This window comes from Thauera sp. DNT-1 (assembly GCF_055393985.1).
Window position 1 is genome coordinate 74,576 of sequence record NZ_AP043752.1, and the last position, 26,978, is coordinate 101,553.

General features: G+C 65.5%; 26 protein-coding genes, 1 tRNA gene and 1 pseudogene. 25 read left to right on the top strand and 3 right to left on the bottom strand.

Annotated features, from left to right (window positions below; translation table 11 throughout):
• Positions 1–24: 24 nt before the first annotated feature.
• From ACZ5PP_RS00330 to ACZ5PP_RS00425, 20 genes and pseudogenes are all read left to right on the top strand, one after another.
• Positions 25–267 (top strand): annotated as a pseudogene (locus tag ACZ5PP_RS00330) (phosphate ABC transporter ATP-binding protein); the annotation flags it as partial.
• Positions 268–389: 122 nt separating this feature from the next.
• Complete coding sequence (tpiA, locus tag ACZ5PP_RS00335) at positions 390–1,127, top strand: triose-phosphate isomerase (protein WP_043745288.1); 738 nt, start codon at positions 390–392, stop codon at positions 1,125–1,127.
• 32 nt (positions 1,128–1,159) lie between these two features.
• On the top strand, positions 1,160–1,510 hold the full coding sequence (gene secG / locus ACZ5PP_RS00340; protein WP_004304499.1) for a preprotein translocase subunit SecG: 351 nt from the start codon (positions 1,160–1,162) through the stop codon (positions 1,508–1,510).
• Positions 1,511–1,575: 65 nt separating this feature from the next.
• Positions 1,576–1,660, top strand: a tRNA-Leu gene (locus ACZ5PP_RS00345).
• A 107-nt stretch (positions 1,661–1,767) separates the two neighbouring features.
• Positions 1,768–2,142, top strand: a complete 375-nt coding sequence (ndhC, locus tag ACZ5PP_RS00350; protein WP_004304497.1) for an NADH-quinone oxidoreductase subunit A — start codon at positions 1,768–1,770, stop codon at positions 2,140–2,142.
• Between the two features lie 3 nt (positions 2,143–2,145).
• Entirely contained in the window at positions 2,146–2,622 is a 477-nt protein-coding gene (locus ACZ5PP_RS00355) for a NuoB/complex I 20 kDa subunit family protein (RefSeq protein WP_002926530.1), read from the top strand.
• A 14-nt stretch (positions 2,623–2,636) separates the two neighbouring features.
• Entirely contained in the window at positions 2,637–3,242 is a 606-nt protein-coding gene (locus tag ACZ5PP_RS00360; protein ID WP_043745293.1) for an NADH-quinone oxidoreductase subunit C, read from the top strand.
• Positions 3,235–4,488: an NADH-quinone oxidoreductase subunit D gene (locus ACZ5PP_RS00365; protein WP_004304493.1), complete on the top strand. Its 1,254-nt coding sequence runs from the start codon at positions 3,235–3,237 to the stop codon at positions 4,486–4,488. Before ACZ5PP_RS00360 ends, ACZ5PP_RS00365 begins: the two co-directional genes overlap by 8 nt.
• Before the next feature lie 88 nt (positions 4,489–4,576).
• A complete protein-coding gene (gene nuoE, locus ACZ5PP_RS00370) occupies positions 4,577–5,056 on the top strand; it encodes an NADH-quinone oxidoreductase subunit NuoE (RefSeq protein WP_004363482.1) in 480 nt (159 codons plus the stop codon).
• An 11-nt stretch (positions 5,057–5,067) separates the two neighbouring features.
• On the top strand, positions 5,068–6,372 hold the full coding sequence (gene nuoF, locus ACZ5PP_RS00375; RefSeq protein ID WP_004304489.1) for an NADH-quinone oxidoreductase subunit NuoF: 1,305 nt from the start codon (positions 5,068–5,070) through the stop codon (positions 6,370–6,372).
• Positions 6,366–8,705, top strand: coding sequence for an NADH-quinone oxidoreductase subunit NuoG (nuoG, locus tag ACZ5PP_RS00380; protein ID WP_464826572.1), 2,340 nt, complete (start codon positions 6,366–6,368; stop codon positions 8,703–8,705). The genes nuoF and nuoG overlap by 7 nt, the downstream gene beginning before the upstream one ends.
• Entirely contained in the window at positions 8,705–9,754 is a 1,050-nt protein-coding gene (gene nuoH, locus ACZ5PP_RS00385) for an NADH-quinone oxidoreductase subunit NuoH (RefSeq protein WP_012585170.1), read from the top strand. The genes nuoG and nuoH overlap by 1 nt, the downstream gene beginning before the upstream one ends.
• Positions 9,755–9,761: 7 nt before the next feature.
• Positions 9,762–10,247, top strand: a complete 486-nt coding sequence (gene nuoI / locus ACZ5PP_RS00390; protein ID WP_004304483.1) for an NADH-quinone oxidoreductase subunit NuoI — start codon at positions 9,762–9,764, stop codon at positions 10,245–10,247.
• A gap of 33 nt (positions 10,248–10,280) precedes the next feature.
• Positions 10,281–10,886: an NADH-quinone oxidoreductase subunit J gene (locus ACZ5PP_RS00395; RefSeq protein ID WP_004304481.1), complete on the top strand. Its 606-nt coding sequence runs from the start codon at positions 10,281–10,283 to the stop codon at positions 10,884–10,886.
• A gap of 62 nt (positions 10,887–10,948) precedes the next feature.
• A complete protein-coding gene (gene nuoK / locus ACZ5PP_RS00400) occupies positions 10,949–11,254 on the top strand; it encodes an NADH-quinone oxidoreductase subunit NuoK (protein WP_004304479.1) in 306 nt (101 codons plus the stop codon).
• 12 nt (positions 11,255–11,266) lie between these two features.
• On the top strand, positions 11,267–13,294 hold the full coding sequence (gene nuoL, locus ACZ5PP_RS00405; protein ID WP_004304477.1) for an NADH-quinone oxidoreductase subunit L: 2,028 nt from the start codon (positions 11,267–11,269) through the stop codon (positions 13,292–13,294).
• A gap of 74 nt (positions 13,295–13,368) precedes the next feature.
• On the top strand, positions 13,369–14,850 hold the full coding sequence (locus ACZ5PP_RS00410; RefSeq protein WP_273422096.1) for an NADH-quinone oxidoreductase subunit M: 1,482 nt from the start codon (positions 13,369–13,371) through the stop codon (positions 14,848–14,850).
• Positions 14,851–14,898: 48 nt separating this feature from the next.
• A complete protein-coding gene (gene nuoN / locus ACZ5PP_RS00415) occupies positions 14,899–16,368 on the top strand; it encodes an NADH-quinone oxidoreductase subunit NuoN (protein ID WP_004304473.1) in 1,470 nt (489 codons plus the stop codon).
• 7 nt (positions 16,369–16,375) lie between these two features.
• Positions 16,376–16,708 (top strand): DUF2818 family protein, encoded by a 333-nt coding sequence (locus ACZ5PP_RS00420; RefSeq protein ID WP_012585175.1) that lies wholly within the window; start codon positions 16,376–16,378, stop codon positions 16,706–16,708.
• A complete protein-coding gene (locus ACZ5PP_RS00425; protein ID WP_004304469.1) occupies positions 16,705–17,274 on the top strand; it encodes an NUDIX domain-containing protein in 570 nt (189 codons plus the stop codon). The genes ACZ5PP_RS00420 and ACZ5PP_RS00425 overlap by 4 nt, the downstream gene beginning before the upstream one ends.
• Before the next feature lie 31 nt (positions 17,275–17,305).
• Here the strand turns inward: ACZ5PP_RS00425 and ACZ5PP_RS00430 are convergent, their stop codons facing one another.
• Positions 17,306–18,586, bottom strand: a complete 1,281-nt coding sequence (locus ACZ5PP_RS00430) for a GNAT family N-acetyltransferase (RefSeq protein WP_276659212.1) — start codon at positions 18,584–18,586, stop codon at positions 17,306–17,308.
• Between the two features lie 296 nt (positions 18,587–18,882).
• On the opposite strand from ACZ5PP_RS00430, the gene ACZ5PP_RS00435 reads away from it, so the two are divergent.
• Together ACZ5PP_RS00435 and ACZ5PP_RS00440 are read left to right on the top strand one after the other, a co-directional pair.
• Positions 18,883–20,511 (top strand): NAD+ synthase, encoded by a 1,629-nt coding sequence (locus ACZ5PP_RS00435; protein ID WP_004304465.1) that lies wholly within the window; start codon positions 18,883–18,885, stop codon positions 20,509–20,511.
• A gap of 16 nt (positions 20,512–20,527) precedes the next feature.
• Positions 20,528–20,866, top strand: coding sequence for a P-II family nitrogen regulator (locus ACZ5PP_RS00440; protein ID WP_004304463.1), 339 nt, complete (start codon positions 20,528–20,530; stop codon positions 20,864–20,866).
• Positions 20,867–20,883: 17 nt separating this feature from the next.
• On the opposite strand, the gene ACZ5PP_RS00445 is transcribed toward ACZ5PP_RS00440, so the two are convergent.
• Both ACZ5PP_RS00445 and trxB read right to left on the bottom strand, forming a co-directional pair.
• Complete coding sequence (locus ACZ5PP_RS00445; RefSeq protein ID WP_273422080.1) at positions 20,884–21,990, bottom strand: Smr/MutS family protein; 1,107 nt, start codon at positions 21,988–21,990, stop codon at positions 20,884–20,886.
• An 8-nt stretch (positions 21,991–21,998) separates the two neighbouring features.
• Positions 21,999–22,952, bottom strand: a complete 954-nt coding sequence (gene trxB / locus ACZ5PP_RS00450) for a thioredoxin-disulfide reductase (protein ID WP_273422077.1) — start codon at positions 22,950–22,952, stop codon at positions 21,999–22,001.
• Positions 22,953–23,221: 269 nt separating this feature from the next.
• On the opposite strand from trxB, the gene ACZ5PP_RS00455 reads away from it, so the two are divergent.
• From ACZ5PP_RS00455 to lolA, 3 genes are all read left to right on the top strand, one after another.
• The gene (locus tag ACZ5PP_RS00455) at positions 23,222–23,893 is read left to right on the top strand and encodes a Crp/Fnr family transcriptional regulator (protein WP_004304457.1); all 672 of its coding nucleotides are present in this window, start codon (positions 23,222–23,224) and stop codon (positions 23,891–23,893) included.
• Positions 23,894–24,003: 110 nt separating this feature from the next.
• On the top strand, positions 24,004–26,295 hold the full coding sequence (locus tag ACZ5PP_RS00460) for a DNA translocase FtsK (protein WP_004304455.1): 2,292 nt from the start codon (positions 24,004–24,006) through the stop codon (positions 26,293–26,295).
• A complete protein-coding gene (lolA, locus tag ACZ5PP_RS00465; protein ID WP_043745308.1) occupies positions 26,292–26,951 on the top strand; it encodes an outer membrane lipoprotein periplasmic chaperone LolA in 660 nt (219 codons plus the stop codon). The genes ACZ5PP_RS00460 and lolA overlap by 4 nt, the downstream gene beginning before the upstream one ends.
• Positions 26,952–26,978 lie beyond the last annotated feature (27 nt).

Consider the following 26,978-nt stretch of genomic DNA (forward strand, 5'->3'; position numbering starts at 1 on the left):
TCTTCAACCCCGAGGGGCATCCCGGCGGAGGAGCCGACTTCGGCGCTCGATCCGATCTCGACGGCGCGTATCGAAGAACTGATCGACGAACTGGAGGAAGAGTCCATCATCGTCGTCGTCACCCACAACATGCAGCAGGCGGCCCGGAGCTCGGACTACACCGCCTGCATGTACCTGGGCGAGATGGTGGAGTTCGACGTCACCGACGAGCTCTTCGTGAAGCCGAACAAGAAGGAGACCGAGGACGACATCACCGGTCGCTGCGGCCGAGCAACGATCCCGGGCGGAAGAGTGCGCGCCCCGCGCTGCGCGAGGCTTGGTCGCATTGCGGGTGATCGTCCGCAAGCCGTATAATCCTGCGGTTTATCTGCACGGATATTCCCTCTCCCATGACCAGACTCGTTGCCGGTAACTGGAAGATGAACGGCAGCCTCGCCGCCAATCGCGAGCTGCTCGACGGCCTCGTGTCGATCCCGGGCGTGGAAATCGCCGTGTGTGTGCCGTATCCCTATCTCGCCCAGGCGCAACAACGGCCCGAGGGCGTCGCCCTCGGTGCGCAGGACGTGTCGGAGTACGCGGCCGGCGCCTATACCGGCGAGGTGAGTGCGGCCATGCTCGCGGAGTTCGGCTGCCGCTACGCCATCGTCGGTCACTCCGAGCGCCGTGCCCTCTTCGGCGAGGAAGATGCCACGGTCGGGCGCAAGGCGCTCGCCGCGCTGCAGGCTGGCTTGGTGCCGATCGTGTGCGTGGGCGAGACGCTCGCCGAGCGCGACGAGGCGCGTGCGGTCGAGGTGATCGGCCGCCAGCTCGAGGCGGTGCGCGAGGTGCTCGGCGCCGCGGCGATGGGTGCGGTGGTGCTAGCCTACGAACCCGTGTGGGCGATCGGCACCGGGCGCTCCGCGAGCGTGGCGCAGGTGGCCGAGGTGCATGCTGCGATCCGCGCGTGGCTGAAGGTACACGGCGTGGCGGCGGGTGGCGTCCGCATCCTCTACGGCGGCAGCGTCAAGGCGGACAATGCCGCGGCGCTCTTCGCCGTGGAGGATGTTGACGGTGGGCTGATCGGCGGCGCCTCGCTCGTCGCTGCGGATTTCTTGGCCATCTGCCGCGCCGCGGCGGGTGGGGTCTGAGTTTCAACGATTCGTATCTTTCAGGATTCAAGATGGGTGAATATCTTTTCTCTCTCGTGCTTACCGTGCATGTGCTGGTGGGCCTCGGCGTGATCGGGCTCGTGCTCGTGCAGCACGGCAAGGGTGCAGACATGGGTGCAGCCTTCGGCAGCGGCGCATCGGGCAGTCTCTTCGGTGCATCGGGTTCGGCGAACTTCCTCAGTCGCACCACTGCGGTACTCGCCACGGTTTTCTTCCTGACCAGCCTCGGGCTCAGCTTCCTTGCCAGCAACAAGCCGGCGGCACCGGGCAGCGTGATGGAAGGGGCGCAGACTGCGCCCGCAACGAACCCGGCTCCGGCCGCGCCCGTCGAGTCCTCGCCGGCCCAGTCGATCCCGAAATAATTGGTTGCGAGCCCTTTGCGCAGTGCGGGAAAACACTTATAATTATCGCGCTGTCAGAACGAAGCGCCGACGTGGTGAAATTGGTAGACACGCTATCTTGAGGGGGTAGTGGCGAAAGCCGTATGAGTTCGAGTCTCATCGTCGGCACCACATTCCGGGAACGCCCGCAGAAGCGGGCGTTTCTACGCAGAGCTGAGCAATAACAATAATTGCGGCGCGCCAATGACGCCGCGGACTTCAAATGGGGGTTTCCGGACATGCTGGAAAATTATTTTCCCGTCCTGATGTTCATGCTCGTCGGCCTCGGCTTCGGCCTTGCGCCGGTCATCCTCGGGCGACTCCTCGCCCCCTATCGTCCCGATTCCGAAAAGAATTCTCCCTACGAGTGCGGCTTCGAGGCGTTTGAAGACGCCCGCATGAAGTTCGATGTCCGCTACTACCTGATCGCCATTCTCTTCATCCTGTTTGACCTCGAAATCGCCTTCCTCTTTCCGTGGGCGACGGTCTTCCAGGAGTTCATCGCCGCCGGCGAAATCGCTTGGTTCGTATTCGGCTCAGTGATGGTTTTTCTGGCGATTCTGGTCATTGGCTATATCGTCGAGTGGAAAAACGGCGCACTCGACTGGGAGTAATGCATGAGCATTGAGGGCGTCTTCCGCGAGGGGTTCGTCACCACCTCGCTCGATGCGGTCATCAACTGGACGCGCACCGGCTCGTTGTGGCCGATGACCTTCGGTCTGGCCTGTTGCGCGGTCGAGATGATCCACGCGGGCTGTTCCCGCTACGACTTGGATCGCTTCGGTGTTGTGTTCCGGCCGAGTCCGCGCCAGTCCGACCTGATGATCGTCGCCGGAACCTTGTGCAACAAGATGGCGCCGGCACTGCGCAAGGTCTATGACCAGATGTCGGAGCCGCGCTGGGTCATCTCCATGGGCTCCTGTGCCAACGGCGGTGGCTATTACCACTATTCGTACTCGGTCGTGCGCGGTTGTGACCGCATCGTGCCGGTCGACGTCTATGTGCCGGGCTGTCCGCCCACCGCCGAGGCGCTGATCTACGGCATTCTCCAGCTCCAGAACAAGATCAAGCGCACGAACACGATTGCGCGCTGACGGGTGTCCCAGACATGAGTGCCAAGCTAGAACGCCTCAGCCAGACCTTGCGCGACGTTTTCGGTAACCGGATCCAGTCGCTCGTACTCGATCGCGGTGAAGTGACGATCGAGGTCTCCGCTGCCGAATATCCCCGCGTCGCACGCCAGCTTCGCGACCATGCCGATTTGCGCTTCGAGCAGTTGATTGACCTTTCGGGTCTCGACTACTCCGCCTACGGTAACGCGATCTGGGAGGGCAAGCGCTTCGCTTCCGTCGCCCTTCTGACCTCGGTCAAGCACAACTGGCGCCTGCGTGTTCGCGTGTTCGCCGACGACGACGCCTTCCCGGTGATCGATTCGGTGGTCGATGTGTGGCCGAGCGCTAACTGGTACGAGCGCGAGTCCTTCGATCTGTACGGGATCCTGTATTCGGGCCACCCGGATCTGCGCCGCATCCTGACCGACTACGGTTTCGTCGGTCATCCGTTCCGCAAGGACTTCCCGGTTTCGGGGTACGTCGAAATGCGCTACGACCCGGAGCAGGGCAGGGTCGTCTATCAGCCGGTGAGCATCGAGCCGCGCGAGAACACGCCGCGCATCGTGCGCGAAGAGAAATACGGGGACGTCGGCCATGGCTGAGATCCGCAACTACACGATCAACTTCGGTCCGCAGCACCCCTCGGCGCACGGCGTGCTCCGCCTCGTGCTCGAACTCGACGGCGAAGTCGTCGAGCGCGCCGACCCGCACATCGGCCTCCTGCACCGCGGCACCGAGAAGCTCGCCGAGACGCGCACCTGGGTGCAGTCCGTGCCGTACATGGACCGTCTCGACTACGTGTCCATGATGTGCAACGAGCACGCCTACTGCATGGCGATCGAGAAGCTGCTCGGGGTCGAGGTTCCGCTGCGGGCCCAGTACATTCGGGTGATGTTCGACGAGATTACCCGCGTCCTGAACCACCTGCTCAACATCGGTACCCATGCCCTCGACATCGGCGCGATGACCATGGTGCTGTATACGTTCCGCGAGCGCGAAGACCTGATGGACGTCTATGAGGCAGTCTCGGGTGCGCGCATGCATGCGGCGTACTACCGTCCGGGCGGCGTCTATCGCGATCTGCCGGACCGCATGCCCAAATACGAGGTCAACAAGTTCAAGAACGAGAAGACGGTTCGCGAGCTCAACGCCAACCGCGAAGGCTCGATGCTCGACTTCCTCGAGGACTTCACCAACCGCTTCCCGACCTACTGCGACGAATACGAGACACTGCTGACCGACAACCGCATCTGGAAGCAGCGTACCGTCGGCATCGGCGTGGTATCGCCTGAGCAGGCGCTGGCCTGGGGTTTCACCGGTCCGATGCTGCGCGGCTCGGGCATCGCCTGGGATCTGCGCAAGAAGCAGCCCTACGAGGTCTATGATCGCGTCGATTTCGATGTGCCGATCGGCAAGAACGGCGACTGCTACGACCGTTACCTGTGCCGCATGGAAGAGATGCGCCAGTCGAACCGCATCATCAAGCAGTGCATCGACTGGCTGCGCAAGAACCCCGGTCCGGTCATCACCGACAACCACAAGGTCGCGCCACCTTCTCGCGAGGCGATGAAGACCAACATGGAAGAGCTGATCCACCACTTCAAGCTCTTTACCGAAGGCATGCACGTGCCAAAGGGCGAGGTGTACGCGGCGGTCGAGCATCCGAAGGGCGAGTTCGGCGTGTATGCGGTGTCGGACGGGGCGAACAAACCCTACCGGCTCAAGCTGCGCGCGCCGGGCTTCGCGCACCTCGCGGCCATGGACGACATCGCCCGTGGCCACATGATTGCCGACGTGGTCGCGATCATCGGCACGATGGACGTGGTGTTCGGCGAGATCGATCGCTGAGCGCGCCCGCGCGCAACAGCGGATGGGCGCCTGCGGGCGCCGCGGTATCAAACAAGAATCGGCAGGCTATCCGGAAGATCAAGACGACATGCTGAGCCAGGAATCGCTGCAACAGATCGATCGAGAGATCGCCAAGTATCCGCCCGATCAGACGCAGTCTGCGGTCATGGCCGCGCTGCGGATCGCGCAGGTCGAGAAGGGCTGGCTGCCCAAGGAACTCATCGAGTTCGTGGCCAGGTACCTCGGCATGCCGCCGATCGCCGCCTTCGAGGTCGCGAGCTTCTACAACATGTACGACCTCGCGCCGGTCGGACGGCACAAGATCACCGTGTGCACGAACCTGCCGTGCGCGCTGTCCGGCGGCGTCCATGCGGCGGACTACATCAAGGAAAAGCTCGGCATCGACTTCAACGAGACCACGCCCGACGGCAAGTTCACGCTGAAGGAAGGCGAGTGCATGGGCGCCTGTGGCGACGCCCCGGTGCTGCTGGTGAATAACCATCACATGTGCAGCTGGATGACCACCGAGAAGATCGACCAGATGCTGGCCGAGCTGGACAAGAAATGAGCACGCAAGGAATGATCCTCGCCGGCTGCGACGGCGACCGCACCTGGCGGCTCCAGGACTACGTCGCCCGCGGCGGTTATTCGGCGCTTCGCAAGATCCTCGCCGAGAAGATACCGCAGGACGCGATCATCGCCGAGCTCAAGACCTCGGTGCTGCGCGGTCGTGGCGGAGCAGGCTTCCCGACCGGACTGAAGTGGAGTTTCATGCCGCGCTCCTTCCCGGGCGACAAGTACCTCGCGTGCAACTCCGACGAGGGCGAGCCGGGGACCTTCAAGGACCGCGACATCCTGCGCTACAACCCGCACAGCGTCATCGAGGGCATGGCCATCGCCGCCTACGCGATGGGTGCCGCGCGGGGTTACAACTACATCCACGGCGAGATCTTCGAGACCTACTCGCGCTTCGAGGAGGCGCTTGCGGAGGCCCGCGAGGCCGGTTTCATCGGCCGCAACATCCTCGGCAGCGACTTCTCCTTCGAACTCTTCGCGCATCACGGCTACGGCGCCTACATCTGTGGCGAGGAGACCGCGCTGCTCGAGTCGATCGAGGGCAAGAAGGGCCAGCCGCGCTTCAAGCCGCCTTTCCCGGCGAGCTACGGCCTCTATGGCAAGCCGACCACGATCAACAACACCGAGACCTTCGCGTCCGTCCCGTTCATCATGAACATGGGCGGCGAGGCCTTCCTGAACCTCGGCAAGCCCAACAACGGCGGCATGAAGCTCTTCTCGGTCTCGGGCCACGTCAATCGCCCGGGCAACTACGAGATCCCGCTCGGCACGCCCTTCGCCGAGCTGCTCGAGATGGCTGGCGGCATGCGCGGCGGGCGCAAGATCAAGGCGGTCATCCCTGGTGGTTCGTCCGCTCCGGTCGTTCCCGGCGGCGTGATGATGGACTGCACGATGGACTACGACTCGATCTCCAAGGCGGGATCGATGCTCGGTTCCGGCGCGGTCATCGTGATGGACGAGACCACCTGCATGGTCAAGGCCCTCGAGCGACTGTCCTACTTCTACTTCGAGGAGTCCTGCGGCCAGTGCACGCCCTGCCGCGAGGGCACCGGCTGGCTGTACCGTGTGGTGCATCGCATCGAGCACGGTCTTGGCCGCCCGGACGACCTCGACCTGCTGAACTCGGTGACGACCAACATCATGGGCCGCACGATCTGCGCGCTCGGTGACGCCGCCTCGATGCCGGTGCAGAGCTTCGTGAAGCACTTCGGCAGCGAGTTCGAATACCACATCGAAAACAAGAAGTGCCTCGTGCCGCCCGAAGTGCAGCGCGCTGGCAGTCAAATCTACGTGAGCCCGTCATGCTAGAGATCGAAATCGACGGCAAGCAGGTCCAGGTCAACGACGGCAGCACGGTGATCGAGGCTGCAGCGGTTGCCGGGTCCTACATTCCGCACTTCTGTTACCACAAGAAGCTGTCCATCGCGGCGAGCTGTCGGATGTGCCTGGTGCAGGTCGAGAAGGCGCCCAAGCCGCTGCCCGCCTGCGCGACGCCCGTTACCAATGGCATGAAGGTATGGACGCACTCCGAGCTCGCCGTGAAGGCGCAGAAGGGGGTGATGGAGTTCCTGCTGATCAACCACCCGCTCGACTGTCCGATCTGTGACCAAGGCGGCGAGTGCCAGCTGCAGGACCTCGCAGTGGGCTACGGTTCGACCGCCTCGCGCTACCAGGAAGAGAAGCGCGTGGTGTTCAACAAGAACCTTGGCGCGCTGGTGTCGACCGACATGACGCGCTGCATCAACTGCACGCGCTGTGTTCGCTTCACCACCGAGATCGCCGGCGAGATGGAGCTCGGCCAGGCCTTCCGCGGCGAGCATGCGGAGATCATGCCCTTCATCGAGAAGACGGTCGATTCCGAGCTCTCCGGCAACATCATCGACCTCTGCCCGGTCGGTGCGCTGACCTCGAAGCCTTTCCGCTTCGCCGCTCGTACCTGGGAGCTCTCGCGCCGCAAGTCGGTGAGCCCGCACGACTCCCTCGGCGCCAACCTGATCGTCCAGACCAAGCACGACGTGGTGAAGCGCGTGCTGCCGTTCGAGAACGAAGACGTCAACGAGTGCTGGCTGTCCGACAAGGACCGCTTCTCCTACGAGGCCCTGTCCAGCGAGCAGCGCCTCGGCGCGCCGATGATCCGCCAGGGCGGGCAGTGGAAGCAGGTCGATTGGCAGGCCGCCCTCGAGTTCGTCGCCACCGGCCTGCGCGGCGTCGAGCGCGATCATGGTGCCGCCTCGATCGGCGCGCTGGCCTCGCCGCACGCCACGGTCGAAGAGCTCTACCTGCTGCAGAAGCTGATGCGCGGGCTCGGTAGCGAGAACATCGATTTCCGCCTGCGCCAGGTCGACTTCCGTGCCGACGGTAAGCGCGCCGGCGCTCCGTGGCTGGGGATGCCGATCGCCGGCGTCAAGGATCTGACCCGCCTGCTCGTGGTCGGCAGCTTCCTGCGCAAGGATGCGCCGCTGCTGGCGCAGCGCGTGCGCCAGGCCGCAAAGAAAGGCCTGCACGTCAGCGCCATCGGCCCGAACGCCGAAGAGTGGTTGCTCCCGGTGCGCAACCGCGCGCTGGTCGCGCCTTCGGCGATGGTGGCCACGCTCGGCCAGGTCGTGGTCGCGCTGGCGAAGGAGAAGGGCGCCGAGGTCAGCGTCGCGCTGCTCGGCAAACTGCCCGAGATAGTGAGCGATGAAGCGCTCGCCATCGCGCAGAGTCTCGCCAGCGGCCGCAAGGTTGCGGTTTGGCTCGGCAATCTCGCCGTCCAGCACGCCCGCGCTTCCGAGCTGCAGATGCTCGCGCAGGAGATCGCGCGCCTCACCGACGGTAGCTTCGGCTTCATCGGCGAGGCTGCCAACAGCGTCGGCGGCTATCTTGCCGGCGCGGTTCCCGGCGCGGGTGGCCTGAACGCCGCCGCGATGATCGAGCAGCCACGTGCGGCCTACGTGACCCTGAACCTTGAGCCCGATCTCGACCTTGCCAATCCGGCGGCGGCGATGGCTGCGCTCGACGGTGCCCAGCTCGTGGTGGCGCTCACGAGCTTCGACTCGCCGTCGCTGCGGCAGGTGGCCGACGTGATGTTGCCGATCGCCCCCTTCACCGAGACCTCGGGCACCTTCGTGAACTGCGAGGGCCGCGCGCAGAGCTTCACCGCGGTGGCCAAGCCCTTCGCCGATGTCCGTCCGGGCTGGAAGGTGCTGCGCGTGCTCGGTAACCTGCTCGCGCTCGAGGGTTTCACCCACGCCGACTCCGAGGCCGTGCGTGCCGAGGCGCTCGCGGGTGATCTCGCCAGCCGGTTGGACAATGGCGTGGAAGGTATCGTGGTCTCTTCGGCTACCGGTCCGGCAGGCGTGCTCGAGCGTGTAGCCGACGTGCCGATCCACTTCGCCGATCCGATCGCGCGCCGCGCCCCGTCGCTGCAGAAGACGCGCGACGCAGCGGCACCCACGGCGCGCATCGCGCCGGCAACGCTCGCGGCGCTCGGCCTCGCGGCCGGGGACCGTGTGCGCGTGGCACAGGGTACGGCGAGCGTGGAACTCGTGGCCCAGGCGGATGATGGATTGGCTGCAGGATGCGTGCGCGTCGCCGCCGCGCATCCCTCGACCGCGGCGCTCGGCGCGATGAGCGGTGATCTCAGCGTGGAGCGTGCGTGATGGAAGCGATGCTGCAACCCGTGGCGGATTTCTTCGGCCCCTCCTGGACGGCCATCTGGACGCTGCTCAAGATCGTCGCGATCATCGCGCCGCTGATGATTTGCGTCGCCTACCTGACGCTCGCCGAGCGCAAGGTCATCGGCTACATGCAGGTCCGCATCGGCCCTAACCGGGTCGGTCCGAAGGGCCTTCTGCAGCCGATCGCCGACGGCATGAAGTTGCTGTTCAAGGAGATCATCGTTCCGAGCGGGGCCAGCAAGGGCCTCTTCATCCTCGGTCCCATCCTGGCGATCGCGCCCTCGCTGGCAGCCTGGGCAGTGGTGCCCTTCGACGACGGCCTGGTGCTCGCGGACGTCAATGCCGGTCTGCTCTTCCTGCTCGCCATTACTTCGATGGAGGTGTACGGGGTGATCGTCGCAGGTTGGGCGTCGAACTCGAAGTATCCCTTCCTCGGCTCGATGCGTGCCGCGGCGCAGATGGTGTCCTACGAGGTGTCGATGGGTTTCGCGCTGATCTGCGTGCTGCTCATCTCGGCCAGCCTCAACCTCACCGACATTGTCATGTCGCAGAACGAAGGCCGCTTCGCTGACATGGGCCTGGGCGTCCTGTCGTGGAACTGGATTCCGCTTTTTCCCATGTTCGTGGTGTACGTGATCTCGGGCATCGCCGAGACCAACCGCGCGCCCTTCGACGTGGTCGAAGGCGAGGCCGAGGTGGTCGCGGGGCATATGGTCGAGTACTCGGGCATGACCTTCGCGCTGTTCTTCCTCGCCGAATACGCGAACATGATTCTGGTGTCGATCCTGACCTCGATCCTGTTCCTCGGTGGCTGGCTGTCGCCCGTGGGCTTCCTGCCTGACGGTTTCCACTGGCTGGCGGTCAAGACCGCGTTCATCCTGCTGCTGTTCCTGTGGGCGCGAGCCACCTTCCCGCGCTTCCGCTACGACCACATCATGCGTCTGGGCTGGAAGGTGTTCATCCCGGTCACCCTCGTGTGGCTGTTCGTGGTGACCGTGTGGATGATGTCGCCGCTGTCGATCTGGAGTTGAGAAGACCATGGGTGCCAAGGATTACATCGGCAGTCTGTTCCTGAAGGAACTTGTCAAGGGCATGGCCCTGACCGGACGGCATTTCTTTCAGCGCAAGATCACCATCCTCTTCCCGGAAGAGAAGACGCCGCAGAGCAACCGTTTCCGTGGCCTGCACGCGCTGCGCCGCTACCCGAACGGCGAGGAGCGCTGCATCGCGTGCAAGCTGTGCGAGGCGATCTGCCCGGCAATGGCGATCACGATCGAGTCCGATCAGCGTGACGACGGATCGCGCCGCACGACGCGCTACGACATCGACCTGACCAAATGCATCTTCTGCGGCTTCTGCGAGGAAGCCTGTCCGGTGGACGCGATCGTCGAGACTCGCGTGCTGGAGTACCACGGAGAGCAGCGCGGCGATCTGTACTACACGAAGCAGATGCTGCTCGCGGTGGGGGATCGACACGAGTCGCAGATTGCGGCAGACCGCCAACAGGACGCCAAGTACCGCTAAGGGGAGGGCGCCTCGGCGCCACGAGTCAAGAACATGGAATTCAAGACCTTCGTCTTCTACTTTCTCGCCGCGATCATGGTGCTCGCGGCGCTGAGGGTGATCACCGCGCGCAACCCGGTACACGCCGCGCTCTTCCTCGTGCTCACCTTCTTCAACGCTGGCGGTCTCTGGCTGTTGCTGCAGGCCGAGTTCCTCGCGGTCACGCTCGTGATGGTGTATGTCGGCGCGGTGATGGTGCTCTTCCTGTTCGTGGTCATGATGCTCGACATCAACCTCGACCGTCTGCGTGAAGGCTTCTGGAGCTATCTCCCGGTGGGAGCCCTGGTGGGCATCCTGATGCTGGTCGAGATGGTGATGGTGCTCGGCGGCGGCTACTTCGGTCTCGAGGCGATGCCTGCGCCTGCGCCGGTTGCCGCGGACTACAGCAACACCCGCGAACTCGGCCGCGTTCTCTACACCGATTATGTGTATGCCTTCGAACTCGCCTCGCTCGTGCTGTTGGTGGCGATGGTCTCCGCAGTGGCGCTGACCTTGCGCAAGCGCAAGGGGCTGAAGTCCATCCCGCCGTCCGAGCAGGTCGCCGTCAGGCGAGAGGGCCGGGTCGAGCTGGTGAAGATGCAGGCCGAGAAAGACGACTGACAACGTACGCGAACAAAACAAGAACCGCGCCGGCGGCAGCCGGCGCGATCAGGGGGTCACTGATGCTTTCGCTTTCCCATTTCCTCATCCTGGGCGCGATCCTGTTCGCGATCAGCGTGGTCGGGATCTTCCTCAACCGGAAGAACCTGATCGTGCTGCTGATGGCCATCGAGCTGATGCTGCTCTCGGTCAACATGAACTTCGTTGCGTTCTCGCATTACCTCGGCGACATCGCCGGCCAGGTCTTCGTTTTCTTCATCCTCACCGTGGCGGCGGCCGAATCGGCGATCGGCCTCGCGATCCTGATCGTGATGTTCCGCAACATGCGCACGATCCACGTGGATGATCTGGACAGCCTCAAGGGTTAAGGAAGCGTCACGATGTCGGACATGAAAGCAATCTATCTCCTCGTGCCGCTGGCGCCGCTGGCGGGAGCGATCCTCGCAGGCCTGTTCGGAAAGCAGATCGGGCGTGCCGGGGCGCATGTGGTCACGATCCTTGGTGTGGCGATCGCCTTCGTGGCCTCGCTCTTCATCTACCAGGATGTGGCGGCCGGAAACACCTTCAACGGCACCGTATATACCTGGATGCAGGCGGGTGGCATCGACTTCGAGGTCGGTTTCCTGATCGACTCGCTGACGGTGATGATGATGCTGGTCGTTACCTTCGTGTCGCTGATGGTGCACATCTACACCATCGGCTACATGTCGGAAGATCCGGGCTACCAGCGCTTCTTCAGCTACATCTCGTTGTTCACCTTCTCGATGCTGATGCTGGTGATGTCCAACAACTTCCTCCAGCTCTTCTTCGGCTGGGAGGCGGTTGGCCTGGTGTCCTACCTGCTGATCGGCTTCTGGTACGAGCGTCCGACGGCAATCTACGCCAACATGAAGGCCTTCCTGGTCAACCGTGTGGGCGACTTCGGCTTCCTGCTCGGCATCGGCCTCGTCGCCGCCTATGCCGGCAGCCTCGACTACGCTGAGGTTTTCGCCAAGGCGAAGGAACTCTCCGTGACCGAGATGGCGGTGACCGGCTGGCCGCTGCTCACCGCGATCTGCATCTGCCTGTTCATCGGTGCGATGGGCAAGTCCGCCCAGGTGCCTCTGCACGTGTGGCTGCCCGACTCGATGGAAGGCCCGACCCCGATCTCCGCGCTGATCCACGCGGCGACCATGGTGACCGCGGGCATTTTCATGGTGGCGCGCATGTCGCCGCTGTTCGAGCTGTCCGACACCGCGCTGTCCTTCGTCCTCGTGATCGGTGCGACCACCGCGCTCTTCATGGGCTTCCTCGGCATCGTGCAGAACGACATCAAACGCGTCGTGGCCTACTCGACGCTGTCGCAGCTCGGCTACATGACGGTCGCGCTCGGCGTCTCGGCCTACTCGGCCGCGGTCTTCCACCTGATGACGCACGCCTTCTTCAAGGCGTTGCTGTTCCTCGGCGCCGGCTCGGTGATCATCGGCATGCACCACGATCAGGACATGCGCAACATGGGCGGCTTGCGCAAGTACATGCCGATCACCTGGATCACCTCGCTCCTGGGTTCGCTTGCGCTGATCGGTTTTCCGTTCTTCTCGGGCTTCTACTCCAAGGACTCGATTATCGAAGCGGTGCATTCCTCGACGATCGCGGGCTCGGGCTATGCGATGTTCTGCGTGCTCCTCGGGGTGTTCATCACCGCGTTCTACTCCTTCCGGATGTACTTCCTCGTGTTCCACGGCGACGAGCGCTTCGGCAAGGCGCATGATCACGCACATCACGATCATCACGGCGACCACGACGACGAGGAACCCTCGGCGGATCATCACCACGGCCTGGCGCCGGGGCAGAAGCCGCACGAGTCGCCCTGGGTGGTGACCCTGCCGCTGGTGCTGCTGGCGGTGCCCTCGGTCCTGATCGGCTTCTTCACCATCGACCCGATGCTGTTCGGCGAGTGGTTCAAGGGTGTGATCCTCGTCGGCGACAACCACGTCGGCCTGCGGGAGCTCGCAGCCAACTACCATGGCCCGGTCGGCATGGCGATCCACGGTCTCCAGACGGCGCCGTTCTGGCTGGCGATGGGCGGAGTCGCGCTTGCCTGGTTCTTCTACATGAAGCGTCCGGATATCCCGGCGGCGATCCAGCGCACCTTCAAGCCGATCCACACGCTGTTGGAGAACAAGTACTACTTCGATCGCTTCAACGAGATCTTCTTCGCGGCAGGTGCGCGTCTGCTCGGACGCGGCCTGTGGAAGGCGGGCGATCAGGCCCTGATCGATGGTGTCGCGGTGAACGGCTCCGCGCGCCTGGTGGGCTGGGTGGCGCAGATGTCGCGCCTCTTCCAGACGGGTCACCTGTACCAGTACGCCTTCATGATGATCATCGGCGTGTTCGTGCTGCTCACCTACTGGTTCAACCGGGGCTGAGACGGGCACGCAGGGACGGAAACACATAACAAGATCGAACGCGCCGCTCGCGGCGCACTGAACGGAAAGCAACGATGACGGACATTCCTCTCCTCAGTCTGGCGATCTGGGTACCGATTATCGGTGGCCTGCTGGTGCTCGCGACCGGCTCGGATCGCAACGCTCCGCTGGCGCGCATGCTCGCCTTGGCGGTCGCCGTGGCTGGCTTCGTCGTGACGATTCCGCTCTACACGGGCTTCGACGTCGGAACCAGCGCGATGCAGTTCGTGGAACTGCAGTCCTGGGTGCCGCGCTTCAACATCAACTACCACCTCGGCGTCGATGGCATCTCGGTGCTGTTCGTGCTGCTCAACGCCTTCATCACCATCATCGTGGTGGCGGCGGGCTGGCAGGTGATCGAGACCAAGGTCGCGCAGTACATGGCCGCGTTCCTGATCATGTCGGGCCTGATGAACGGCATCTTCTCGGCGCTCGACGCGGTGCTGTTCTACGTGTTCTTCGAAGCCTCGCTGATCCCGCTCTACCTGATCATCGGCATCTGGGGTGGCGCCAACCGGGTGTACGCCGCGATCAAGTTCTTCCTCTACACGCTGTTCGGTTCCCTGCTGATGCTGATCGCGCTGCTCTACCTGTTCATGCAGTCGGGCGGTAGCTTCAGCATCCTCGACTGGCACCAGTTGCCCCTGCCGATCGAGCCGCAGATCCTCATCTTCCTCGCCTTCCTGATCGCTTTTGGCGTCAAGGTGCCGATGTGGCCGGTGCATACTTGGCTGCCCGATGCCCACGTCGAGGCACCCACCGGCGGATCGGTTGTACTTGCCGCGATCGCCCTGAAGCTCGGCGCTTATGGCTTCCTGCGCTTCTCCCTGCCGATCGTGCCCGACGCGGCGAACGAGCTCGCGCCGCTGGTGATCACCCTGTCGCTGATCGCGGTTGTGTATATCGGCTTCGTCGCGCTGGTACAGGCCGACATGAAGAAGCTCGTCGCCTACTCGTCGATCTCCCACATGGGCTTCGTGACCCTGGGCTTCTTCATGTTCAACAGCCTCGGCGTCGAGGGCGCTCTGGTGCAGATGATCTCTCACGGCTTCGTTTCGGGCGCGATGTTCCTGTGCATCGGCGTGCTCTACGACCGCCTTCACTCGCGCCAGATCGCCGACTACGGTGGCGTGGTGCACACCATGCCGAAGTTTGCAGCCTTCTTCATGCTCTTCACGATGGCCAACTCTGGCCTGCCGGCCACCTCCGGTTTCGTTGGCGAGTTCATGGTGGTGCTTGGGGCCGTGCAGTACAACTTCTGGATCGGCTTCGTCGCCGCCACCACGCTGATCCTCGGCGCTGCGTATTCGCTCTGGATGTACAAGCGGGTGGTGTTCGGCAAGGTGGCCAACCCCCATGTCGCCGAGCTCGAGGACATCAACGGCCGCGAGTTCGCCTTCCTTGCGGTGCTGGCGGCGTGCGTGCTGGCGATGGGCCTGTATCCCTTCCCCTTCACCGAAGTGATGCACGCCTCGGTCAATGAACTCCTGCGGCATGTTGCCGTGAGCAAGCTCTGAGCGCTGCCCGGCGCGAGCGCACGAGACACTTTACGGACTGGTCAGAAGATGAATTTCGTCGTCCCCGACTTCTACCCCGCAGCGGCCGAGATCTTCGTGGCCGTGATGGCCTTGGTGATCATGCTGGCGAGTACCTTCGCGCGCAGCGTCGCTCGCAACTTGGCTTATCTGCTTACTCAGGCGACCCTGATCGCCGCGGCCTTCATCACGATCTTCACGATGGAGGGGGAGGTGGTCCATACCTTCAGCAATCTGTTCATCAGCGATCTGCTGGGTGACGTGCTGAAGCTGATGATCTATTTCTCCACCGCGATCGCGCTGCTGTACGGGCGTGGCTACCTCGCCGACCGGAAGATCGACAAGCCCGAGTACTACCTGCTCGCGCTGCTGATGACGCTCGGCATGATGGTGATGGTCACGGCCAACCACATGCTGCCGATGTACATCGGCCTCGAGATGATGTCGCTAGCGCTGTATACGATGGTGGCGTTCGATCGCGACTCGGCGCGCTCGACCGAGGCGGCGATGAAGTACTTCGTACTCGGCGCGCTGGCTTCGGGCCTGCTGCTGTACGGCATGTCGATGGTGTATGGCGCGACCGGTACGCTCGAGTTCTCGGGTGTGGCGCAGGCGCTCTACAACCAGACCGCCAACCAGACCGTGCTGATGTTCGGCGTCGTGTTCCTGGTCGCGGGTATCTGCTTCAAACTCGGCGTTGTGCCCTTCCACATGTGGGTGCCCGACGTCTATCAGGGCGCGCCCACCGCAGTGACGCTGGTGATCGCCACGGCGCCCAAGCTCGCCGCGTTCGCGATGGCGGTGCGCCTGCTGATCTGGGCGCTGTTCGACATCGCCGAGGAATGGCAGATGATGCTGATGCTGGTGGCCGCAGCCTCGATCGTGCTCGGCAATCTGGCCGCGATCGCGCAGCAGAACATCAAACGCATGCTCGCCTACTCGGGTATCTCGCACATGGGCTTCATGCTGCTCGGCCTGCTCGCGGGCGTGGTCGAGGGCGACCGTCACTTTGCGCTCAACGCCTACAGTTCGGCGATGTTCTACGCGATCTCTTACGTGATCATGAGCCTGGCTTCGTTCGGCATGCTGATTCTGCTGTCGCGTGCAGGTTTCGAGGCCGAGAACATCGACGATTTCAAGGGGCTCAACAAGCGCAGTTCGTGGTACGCGCTGATGATGCTCTTCGTGATGTTCTCGATGGCGGGTGTGCCCTTCTTCATCGGCTTCTTCGCCAAGTTGTCGGTGCTGCAGGCGGTGGTCGCGGCCGGGTACTTCTGGCTGGCGGTGCTGGCGGTGGTGATGTCGGTGATCGGTGCCTTCTACTACCTGCGCGTGGTCAAGGTGATGTATTTCGACGAGCCGGTCGACTCCTCGCCGATTCATGCTGCGCCCGAAGTGCGTGTGATGCTCTCGGCCAACGGTCTTGCGATCGCGGCCCTCGGCCTCGCCCCGCAGGCGCTGATGTCCTTGTGCGCATTCGCGCTGCTGCGTTCGCTCTGATCCAGCGGTGGGTGCGGACGCCAGCGTCTTCCTGCTGTTGGCCATCGCCTTCACGATGGCCAACCTGCCCTTCGTCTTCGACCGCATCTTCCTCATCCGCAAGCCGCCAGCCGGGGTTCGCAAGGGGCTCGGCTGGCGGTTTGCCGAACTGCTCGTGCTGTATTTCGTGGTGGGTGGGCTCGCAGCATCGATCGAGGCGCAGTCCCACGGTCGGGTGTATGGGCAGGGCTGGGCGTTCTACGCGACCACCTTCTGTCTCTTTGTGGTGTTTGCCTTTCCGGGCTTCACTTGGGCCTACCTGTGGCGTTCGGCGCGCCGGACATCCGAGGTAGGTGCGTGAGCGGGCTCGAGCGGGACGCGCTACATGAGTACACCCTCGATAGCGAGTCGGTTTTCGACGGTGCACTGCTCAAGGTGTGGCGAGACCGCGTCGAATTGCCGGACGGCAGCCGCAGCGTGCGCGAGTACATCCGCCATCCCGGCGCTGTGGTCGTGGTCGCGCTGGAGGAGAGCGGGGCGCTGGTGTTCGAGCGGCAGTTCCGCTATCCGCTGCAACGCGCCTTCCTCGAGTTGCCTGCCGGGAAAATCGACGCCGGCGAGGACATCCTGGCCTGCGCGCAGCGCGAACTGCGCGAGGAAACCGGCTTCGCCGCTGCGAATTGGGAATATGTCGGGGTGATGCACCCGTGTATCGGCTACTCGGACGAGCGCATCGAAGTCTTCTTCGCCCACGAGCTCTCGCAGGTGGGGGGAGCGCTCGATGACGGCGAGTTTCTCGAAGTGCTGAGCCTGCGTGCGGACGAGGTGGAGCAGGCCATCCGGATCGGACGCATCACCGACGCGAAGACCATCACCGCTTATTACCTTGCGTTGCCGCATATCCAGGCGCGTCTGCGGGGACGCTAGCGCGCTTCGCCGCCGGGTCGCGCTTCTCTCTTCACTGCCGGCGCGAACCCCGCTGGGGCTCCGCGGCTCCTGCTGCGCCGGTCTCGATGCCGCCGGGTCCCTTCTCGCGAAGGAATGGGCTGTGCTCCGCCAGTTCGTCGAGATAGTGCCCCACGCCCGCACGCTCCCTTGCCAGCCAATCGTCGACCGCGCCGCGAAAGCGCGGATCCGCGAGCCAGTGCGCGGAGAAGGTACGCACCGGGAGCAGACCGCGGGCGAGCTTGTGCTCCCCCTGTGCGCCGCCCTCGAAGCGGGTCAGACCATGCTCGATGCAGTATTCGATGGCCTGGTAGTAGCACAGCTCGAAGTGCAGGAAGGGCAGGTCCTCGACGCACCCCCAGTAACGCCCGTACAGCGCCTCGCGATCGCACAGGAAGAAGGCGGCGGCGATCGGCTGGGTGTCGCGGCGAGCCACCAGCAGACGGACGGCCTCGGGCATGCTGTGCGCGAGCCGCACAAAAAAATCTGCTGCGAGATAGGGCGTGGAGCGGTGCTGCGCGTAGGTGTTGGCGTAACAGTGCGCGAAGAACGCCCAGTCCTCGTCCCGCGCTTCATGCCCGTCCAGCCACTGCAGATCCAGACCGTGTGCGGCTGCGCGGCGGCGTTCCTGGCGGATCTTCTTGCGCTTGGCGCCGGACAGGCTGGCGAGGAAATGCTCGAAGTCGGCCCAGCGCCGCTGCCGGACGGAGATAGGCGCGCTGGATTCCGCGGGCGTCGGCTCGGTCTCGGTGGAGGCGGGTGGATTTCTCCAATGGAACTGCACGTCCTCGCGGATCATTAGCCCGGCGGCCTCGAGCAGCGGGCGCTCGCGATCGAGCGGGAAAAGCAGGTGCAGCGACGACAGCCCGCTCTCCAGCGCCTTCGCGAGCAGGGCGGCGAGCAGTTCCCGGCGTGCGCCGTGGTCGTGGCCGAGCAGGCGTGGCCCGGGGATGGGCGTGAAGGGCACGGCCGCGAGCCACTTCGGGTAGTAGTCGAGGCCGTGGCGCTGGTAGGCCTCGGCCCAGGCCCAGTCGAAGACGTACTCGCCCCGGGAATGCGTCTTCACATAGAGCGGCATGGCCGCGCCCAACGTGCCGCCGCGCCACAGGGTGGCGTGCGCGGGCGTCCAGCCGCTGCGCCCGCCCACGCAGCCGCTCTCTTCGAGGGCGTGCAGGAAGGCGTGGCGGATACAGGGCGCGGCGCTTGCGCAGCTCGCGTCGACCAGGGCATCCCACTGGCGTGCGTCGATACGGGCGATGCGGGGGATGAAGTGGAATCCGTCGGGCTGGCTCATGGTGGCTGGGGCAGGGGGCACGGCTGCCTGTTTTTTGTGCAGTGCGACGATACGTTGCCGCGACAGCGACTTGCAAGCGCTATCCACGCCTTGTCCACAGGCTTGCGCACCCGGGCTGTGGGTTTGTACGCGGGCATCCACGGTCGCGCTTCGCTCGCGAGACGGCCGCACGGTTCGAGTCGGGGCAAACCATCGCGTAGCGGAGCGCGCTTGGGCGCGAGAGCGTGCTCAGGCGCGCGGTCCGGCGCACGCAGAGCCTGTCGTGGAGCTTCGCCGAAGCGGTATAGTTCCGCTCCATGAACGCACATGCCCAAGCCCCCGTTTCCATCGCTGTCGCCCAGCTCAACCTGACCGTGGGCGATCTGGTCGGCAACGCCGACCACATCATCGCCGCGCTCGACGACGCACGCGCGGCCGGCGCGCAACTGCTGCTCACGCCCGAGCTTGCGCTGTCCGGGTATCCGCCCGAGGACTTGCTGCTGCGACCGGATTTCTATCGCGCCTGCGCGCGTGAGGTCGAACGCATCGCCGCTGCTGCGCGGGGGGTCACGGTGGTGCTTGGCCACCCGGTGGAGGACGGCGGCGAGCGCTACAATGCGGCCTCGGTGTTGCGCGACGGCGCGGTGCTGACGCGCTATCACAAGAGCCTGCTGCCCAACTACGAGGTCTTCGACGAGGAGCGCTACTTCGAGGCCGGCGGCACGGCTTGCGTGTTCGAGTGCGCTGGCGTGCGCTTCGGGGTGAACATCTGCGCCGACGTCTGGGAGCGCGGTCCCGCGGAGGCCGCGCGGGCGGCCGGGGCGCAGGTTCTGCTGGCGCTCAACGCTTCGCCCTACCACATGAACAAGCAGGCTCAGCGCCTGGAGGTGCTGCGCGCGCGCGTGGCCGAGACCGGCCTGCCCGTGCTGTACTGCAACATGGTGGGCGGCCAGGACGAGTTGGTCTTCGACGGCGCCTCCTTCGCGCTCGACGCCGGCGGCGCGGTCGGGCTGCAACTCGGCAGCTTCGTCGAGCGCGTCGCGATCGTCGACTACGCCTCGGGCGGTTGGTCGGGCGGTGAGCACGTTCCTGCGCGGACGCTCGAGGCCGAGGTGTACGAGGCGCTGCGCATCGGGGTGCGCGACTATCTCGCCAAGAACCGTTTCCCGGGCGCGATCATCGGCCTGTCGGGCGGGATCGACTCGGCGCTGACCCTGGCGATCGCGGTCGATGCGCTCGGCGCCGACAAGGTGCGTGCGGTGATGATGCCTTCGCCCTACACCGCTCAAATGAGCCTCGACGACTCGCGCGACATGGTGGCGCGGCTGGGCGTGCGCTATGACGAGATCGCGATCGAGCCGGCGATGAAGGTCTTTGCCGAGCTGCTTGCCGACCAGTTTGCCGGCCTGCCCGCCGACACCACCGAGGAGAACCTGCAGGCGCGCATCCGCGGCATGCTACTGATGGCGCTGTCGAACAAGACCGGCGCGATCGTGCTCACCACCGGCAACAAGAGCGAGATGGCCACCGGCTACGCCACGCTCTACGGCGACATGGCCGGCGGCTTCGCCGTGCTCAAGGACCTCTACAAGACCTTTGTCTTCCGCCTGTCGAACTGGCGCAACACGGTGAGCCCGGTGATCCCGCAGAACATCATCGACCGACCGCCCTCGGCCGAGCTCAAGCCCGACCAGAAGGACCAGGACAGCCTGCCGCCCTACGACATGCTTGACGCCATCATCCAGGCCTACATGGAGCGCGACGAGTCGCCGCGCGACATCGTCGCCGCGGGCTTCCCCGAGGGCGAGGTGCGGCGCGTGGTGGGTATGCTCAAGCGCAACGAGTACAAGCGCCGCCAGGCCCCGGTGGGCATCCGTGTGACCCAGCGCGGTTTCGGCAGGGATTGGCGTTATCCGATAACATCCCGCTACCAGGACGAATTCTGAAAGAGGAGCAAGCCGGATGAAGAAGATCGAGGCGATCATCAAGCCGTTCAAGCTGGACGAGGTGCGCGAGGGCCTGTCCGAGGTGGGGATCACGGGCCTGACGGTGACCGAGGTCAAGGGTTTCGGCCGCCAGAAGGGCCACACCGAGCTCTATCGCGGTGCTGAATACGTGGTCGACTTCCTGCCCAAGATCAAGGTCGAGGTCGTGCTTGCCGATGACATCGTCGACCAGGCGGTGGAGGCGATCGTGAAGGCCGCGCACACGGGCAAGATCGGCGACGGCAAGATCTTCATCACGCCGGTGGAGCAGGTCATCCGCATCCGCACTGGCGAGACCAACGAAGCGGCGATCTGATATTCGGGCGGCGGCACTCAGGCGGGTAACGGCATTCGGGCGCGCGGCGCGGCGTTCTGCGCGCGCAGCAGCACCAGCAGGGCGCCGCCGCCGCCATCGTGGGGGCCGGCCTGGCAAAAGGCGAGGATCTCCTCGCGCTGCGCCAGCCAGCCGCGCGACAGCTGTTTCAGGATCGACACCTTCCCGGGCGAGCCGTGGCCCTTGCCGTGGATCACCCGGATGCAGCGCTTGCCCTGGGCAAGCGCGTCGTGCAGGAAGTTCGCCAGCGCGGCGCGCGCCTCGTCGCGGGTGAGACCGTGGAGGTCGATCTGGCCCTGCAGCACCCAGCGCCCGCGGCGCAGATCGGTCAGCACCCGGCGCGGCAGCCCGGTCCGCAGGAAGGCCGCCTCGTCGCCCATGTCCAGGCGATCCTCGAAGGTGAGCGGTGCGGCGAGCGATTCGCCGAGCGCCGCGCGCTCGTCCTCCTCGCGCTTGAGCGGCGCAGGTGCCGGCTGCGGGCGCTCCAGCTCCACGCGGTTGCGGTCGGCAACCGGGCGGGCATTGCCCACCACCGCAAGAAAGAGCGCTGCCGGATCGCTGACGTCGGCGTCCGCGGGCAGCACGATCGCGTCGGGTCGCAGCGCCGGCGCGGGATGCGTACCGCCTGCATGGCGGGCGTGGTGACGCAGCGGTGTGTCGAGCGCCACTCGGCCGGTATCCCTCAGCGGCATCACGCCCTCGTAGGCCGCGCGCAGCGGGTCGGTCTCGGGTCGCGCACGGACGGGCTCCTCGGTTTCCTCGTCCTCCACGGCTTGCGTGCGCGGCCGCGGGGCAGGGCGGGGGCGGTGGATCTCGACGCGGTCCGTGCCGCGCACCGGGCGCACCGCGCCGACGCTGCGCCGGAAGAGCTCGAGCGCCTCCGCGTCGGGCTCCTGTGCACGATCGGCACCGGCGCTGGAGGAGTCTTCCTCAAGCGGGTGGCGGATACGCCTCGCCGGGGCGGGCGACGACACGGGTGCCGGGAGCGCGCGCTGCTGCAGCTGCTTGCGCAGGGCTGCGAAGGGCGAGGCGGGCTTCGGCACCGCGCCCTGCGCGTCGCGTCCTGGGTTGCCGGCCGGACCCGGCGCGGGAGCGCGGCGGCTCATCGGCCTGCTCAGACGCCGAGGGCGTCGAGGTAGCGCTCGGCGTCGAGTGCGGCCATGCAGCCGGTGCCGGCCGAAGTCACCGCCTGGCGGTAAATGTGGTCCTGCACGTCGCCGGCAGCGAACACGCCGGGAACGCTTGTCTGCGTCGCGTTGCCGTTCCGTCCGCCCTGGGTGACGATGTAGCCGCCCTCCATCTGGAGCTGGCCTTCGAAAATGTCCGTGTTGGGCTTGTGGCCGATGGCGATGAACACGCCCTGCAGCGCCACCTCCCGGGTGGCGCCGTTGTTCACGCCCTTGATGCGCATCCCCGTCACGCCGGTGTTGTCGCCCAGCACCTCGTCGAGCGTGGCATTGAGCGCGAGCTCGATCCTGCCGGCGGCGACCTTCTCCATCAGCTTGTCGATCATGATCTTCTCGGCGCGGAACTTCTCGCGGCGGTGCACCAGGGTGACCTTTCTCGCGATGTTGGCGAGGTAGAGCGCCTCCTCGACCGCGGTGTTGCCGCCGCCGATCACCGCGACGTCCTGGTTGCGGTAGAAGAAGCCGTCGCAGGTGGCGCACGCCGACACGCCGCGCCCGGCGAATTTTTCCTCCGAGGGCAGGCCGAGGTACTTGGCGGTGGCGCCGGTGGAGATGATCAGCGCATCGCAGGTGTATTCGCCGCTGTCGCCGACCAGGCGGAAGGGCTTCTCGCCCAGCTTCACGGTGTGGATGTGGTCGAAGATCATCTCGGTGTTGAAGCGCTCTGCGTGCTTCTGGAAGCGCGCCATCAGGTCCGGACCCATCACGCCGTCTGCATCGGCCGGCCAGTTGTCGACCTCGGTCGTGGTCATGAGCTGGCCGCCCTGGGCGAGGCCGGTGATCAGCACCGGGTTCAGGTTGGCGCGCGCGGCATAGACGGCGGCGGTGTAGCCGGCGGGGCCGGAGCCGAGGATCAGCAGACGGGCGTGTTTGGTGGTCATGGACGAAGCTTCCTGCGGGTGGATTGCGAGGCGCCGATTATAGCGGAGGGGGCGGCGGGGGTTGGAGGTGGTCGCCGGAGTCCGGGCGTTCGCGCGTGATTCCGATGGGGAGACGCGCGTTCCTGTCTGTGGTGCAGCGATACGCATCGAATTCCCGCTGGATGCGGAAAGTGTGATCTCCGTCACGAAATCGAGAATAAGCCCGGGGTGATCGTATAAACTTGAAAATGCATGTTTCAACTGTTCCACTCCTCGTGCCTGGAGCGCGCATGACCCAAGCCACCGCCGTTTCCGTCGTCGCCCTGAAGACCTTCCCGCTGTTCCATGGCCTGTCCGACGAGTCGTTGGCCAGCATCGCGCGCGTGTCGATGATGCGTCGCTTCCCCCGCGGGCAGTCCGTGGTGTGCGCGGGCGACCGTCCCGACTACGTCTATCTCGTGCTCACCGGCAGCCTCAAGGTCGTGGTGAGCGACGAGGACGGCCGCGAGGTAATCCTGTCCATCCTCGGCCAGGGCGAGCTCTTCGGCGAGATGGGCATGTTCGACGAGCGGCCGCGCTCGGCCTCGGTGATCGCCGTGGTGCCGGCCGATCTGGTGCTGATCTCCAAGCAGGATTTCCGCCGCATCATGCAGGACAGCTTCGACGTGTCCTGGCGCATCATGTGCAACCTCGCCGAGCGCCTGCGCAACGCCGATCGCAAGATCGAGAGCCTCGCGCTCATGGATGTCTACGGCCGTGTTGCGCGCCTGCTGATCGAGATGGCCGAGGACGTCGGTGGCCAGTCGGTGGTGGTCCGGCGCATCTCCAAGCAGGACATCGCCAAGATGATCGGCGCCTCGCGCGAGATGGTGAGCCGGGTGATGAAGGACCTCGGCCAGCAGGGTCTGATCGAGGAAGGGCCCGACGGCATCCTGTTGCGTGAGCGCCTCAACGACGTGTGAACGCGCGCTCGCCGCTCGGCCGTTTGTGAGCATCCGCAAGCGCGGCGGCGGGGTGGGGACCGATCCCGTATAATCCGGGGTTGTTCCACTCTCCCTGCGGCCGCAACGCAATGCTGTCTCGTTCGTCCTCCCGTTCCCAGCCGCTGCCCGAAAAGATCTCGCTGTTGCTGCAGGAGGCCCGCTGGCTGATCCTCGGCGTGGTCTCGCTCTACGTCGGCATGATCCTCGTCGGCTACAGCGAGTCCGACCCGGGCTGGTCGCACGCCTCCGACGTCACCCGCGTTGCCAATCCGGGCGGGCGTTTCGGCGCTTGGCTGGCGGACCTCCTGCTCTATCTCTTCGGCATTTCCTCGTGGTGGTGGGTGGTCTTCCTCGGCTACAGCCTGCTGTGGGGTTTCCGCCGCCTCAAGAACAGGCTCGAGCTCGACCACCGCTCCTTCATCTTCGTGATGATCGGCTTCTTCGTGGTGCTGATCACCAGCAGCGCGCTCGAATTCCTGCGTTTCCACTCCCACGGTGCGGCGCTGCCGCTCGAGCCCGGCGGCTTGATCGGCATGGAACTCGCCCAGTTCGTGCGGCGCAGCTTCGGCTTCACCGGCGGCACGCTGCTGCTGCTCGCGCTGCTGGCCACGGGGCTGTCGCTGTTCACCGGGGTGTCGTGGCTGGCTCTGATGGAGCGCATCGGTCTTGGCATCGAGCAGGCGGTGCTCGGCGTGCAGCAGGCCTGGCTGCGCTGGCAGGACCGCCGTGTGGGTCGCGAGGTGGCGCACAAGCGCGAGGAGGTGGTGCAGACCCGGCGCAAGAAGGTCGAGAAGGCCGAGCCCGCGCCGCTGCGCATCGAGCCGGCGGTGGTCGCCGTGACCAAGTCCGAGCGGGTGGAGAAGGAGCGCCAGCAGACCCTGTTCCAGGATGCGGCCGAGGGCGTGATCCCGCCGGTGGCACTGCTCGATCCGGCCAGCGGTGGCGTGGAGCCGCCTTCGCCCGAATCCCTCGAGTTCACCTCGCGCCTGATCGAGACCAAGCTCGCCGACTTCGGCGTCGAGGTCAAGGTGCTCGCCGCCTACCCCGGCCCGGTGATCACTCGCTACGAGATCGAGCCGGCAACCGGGGTCAAGGGCAGCCAGGTGGTGAACCTTGCCAAGGACCTCGCGCGCGCGCTGTCGCTGGTGTCGATCCGCGTCGTCGAGACCGTGCCGGGCAAGTCCTGCATGGCGCTCGAGCTGCCCAACCCGAAGCGGCAGATGGTGCGCCTGTCGGAGATCATCGGTTCCAAGGTGTACCAGGACGCGCATTCGCCGCTTACCGTGGTGCTCGGCAAGGACATCGGTGGCCAGCCGGTGGTGGCCGACCTGGCCAAGATGCCACACCTGCTGGTGGCGGGTACGACGGGCTCGGGCAAATCGGTCGGCATCAACGCGATGATCCTGTCGCTGCTCTACAAGAGTGAGCCCGATCGGGTGCGCTTGATCATGGTCGACCCGAAGATGCTCGAGCTGTCGATCTACGAGGGCATCCCGCACCTGCTCGCACCCGTCGTCACCGACATGAAGCACGCCGGCAACGCGCTCAACTGGTGCGTGGCGGAGATGGACAAGCGCTACAAGCTGATGGCGGCGGTGGGCGTGCGCAACCTCGCCGGCTTCAACAAGGCCGTGCAGGAGGCGCGCAAGGCCGAGCAGCCGCTCACCAACCCATTCTCGATCAGCCCCGAGAACCCGGAGCCGCTCGAGCCCTTGCCCTACATCGTGGTGGTGGTCGACGAGCTTGCCGACATGATGATGGTGGTCGGCAAGAAGGTCGAGGAGCTGATCGCCCGCCTGGCGCAGAAGGCGCGCGCCGCCGGCATCCACCTCATCCTCGCCACCCAGCGCCCTTCGGTTGACGTGATCACCGGCCTGATCAAGGCCAACGTACCCACGCGTATCGCTTTCCAGGTCTCCAGCAAGATCGACTCGCGCACCATCCTCGACCAGATGGGCGCCGAGACCCTGCTCGGCATGGGCGACATGCTCTACCTCGCGCCCGGTACCGGGCTGCCGGTGCGCGTGCACGGTGCCTTCGTCGCCGACGACGAGGTGCACAAGGTGGTCGACCACCTCAAGAAGATCGGTCCGCCCGACTATATCGAGGGCATCCTTTCCTCGGCCGAGGACGATGTCGACGCCGCGCTCGGCAGTGGCGGGGAAGGCGATGACGGCGAGTCGGACGCGCTCTACGACCAGGCCGTGGAGATCGTGGTGAAGACGCGCCGGCCCTCGATCTCGCTGGTGCAGCGCCACCTGCGCATTGGCTACAACCGCGCCGCGCGCCTGATCGAACAGATGGAGCGCGCCGGCCTGGTGTCGCCGATGGGCAGCAATGGCAACCGCGAAGTGATCGTGCCGGCCAAGGAGAGCGAATGATCCAGTTCAACACGCGACCGGCCGCGCTGCTGCGCGGCGTGGCGGGCGTCGTGCTCGCGCTGGCGGCCCTGGGCGCCACGGCGGCGGGTGGCGTGCAGCAGCTGCGCGACTTCGTCGCCGGCGCGCGCAGCGCGGAGGGCGAGTTCGAGCAGGTCGTCACCGCGCAGTCCGGGCGCCGACCTCAGGAGGCCTCGGGCAGCTTCGCCTACGCCCGCCCGGGGCGCTTCCATTGGGAGTACGACCGGCCTTATCGCCAGGTGCTGGTGGGCGACGGCAAGACCCTGTGGTCCTGGGATCCCGACCTCAACCAGGTGACCGTACGCGCGATCGGCGAGGCGCTCGGCGCCACCCCGGCGGCGATCCTGTTCGGCAGCGGCGCGCTCGACGACAATTTCGAGCTCGCCGACGCCGGCGAGCGGGACGGTCTGGCCTGGGCCGAGGCGCGTCCGAAGCGCACCGAGAGCGGCTTCGAGTCGCTGCGCATCGGGCTGGCTGAAGGCCAGTTGCGGCGTATGGAGATGCGCGACCACTTCGGCCAGACCACGGTGATCCGCTTCACCCGCCTGCGCGCCAACCCGGTGCTCGCCGAGGACCGCTTCCGCTTCGAGCCGCCCGCAGGCGCCGACGTGATCGGCGAACTGCCCGGCGCGCGCTGACTCCCCACGCACGCGTGCGCACGCCGC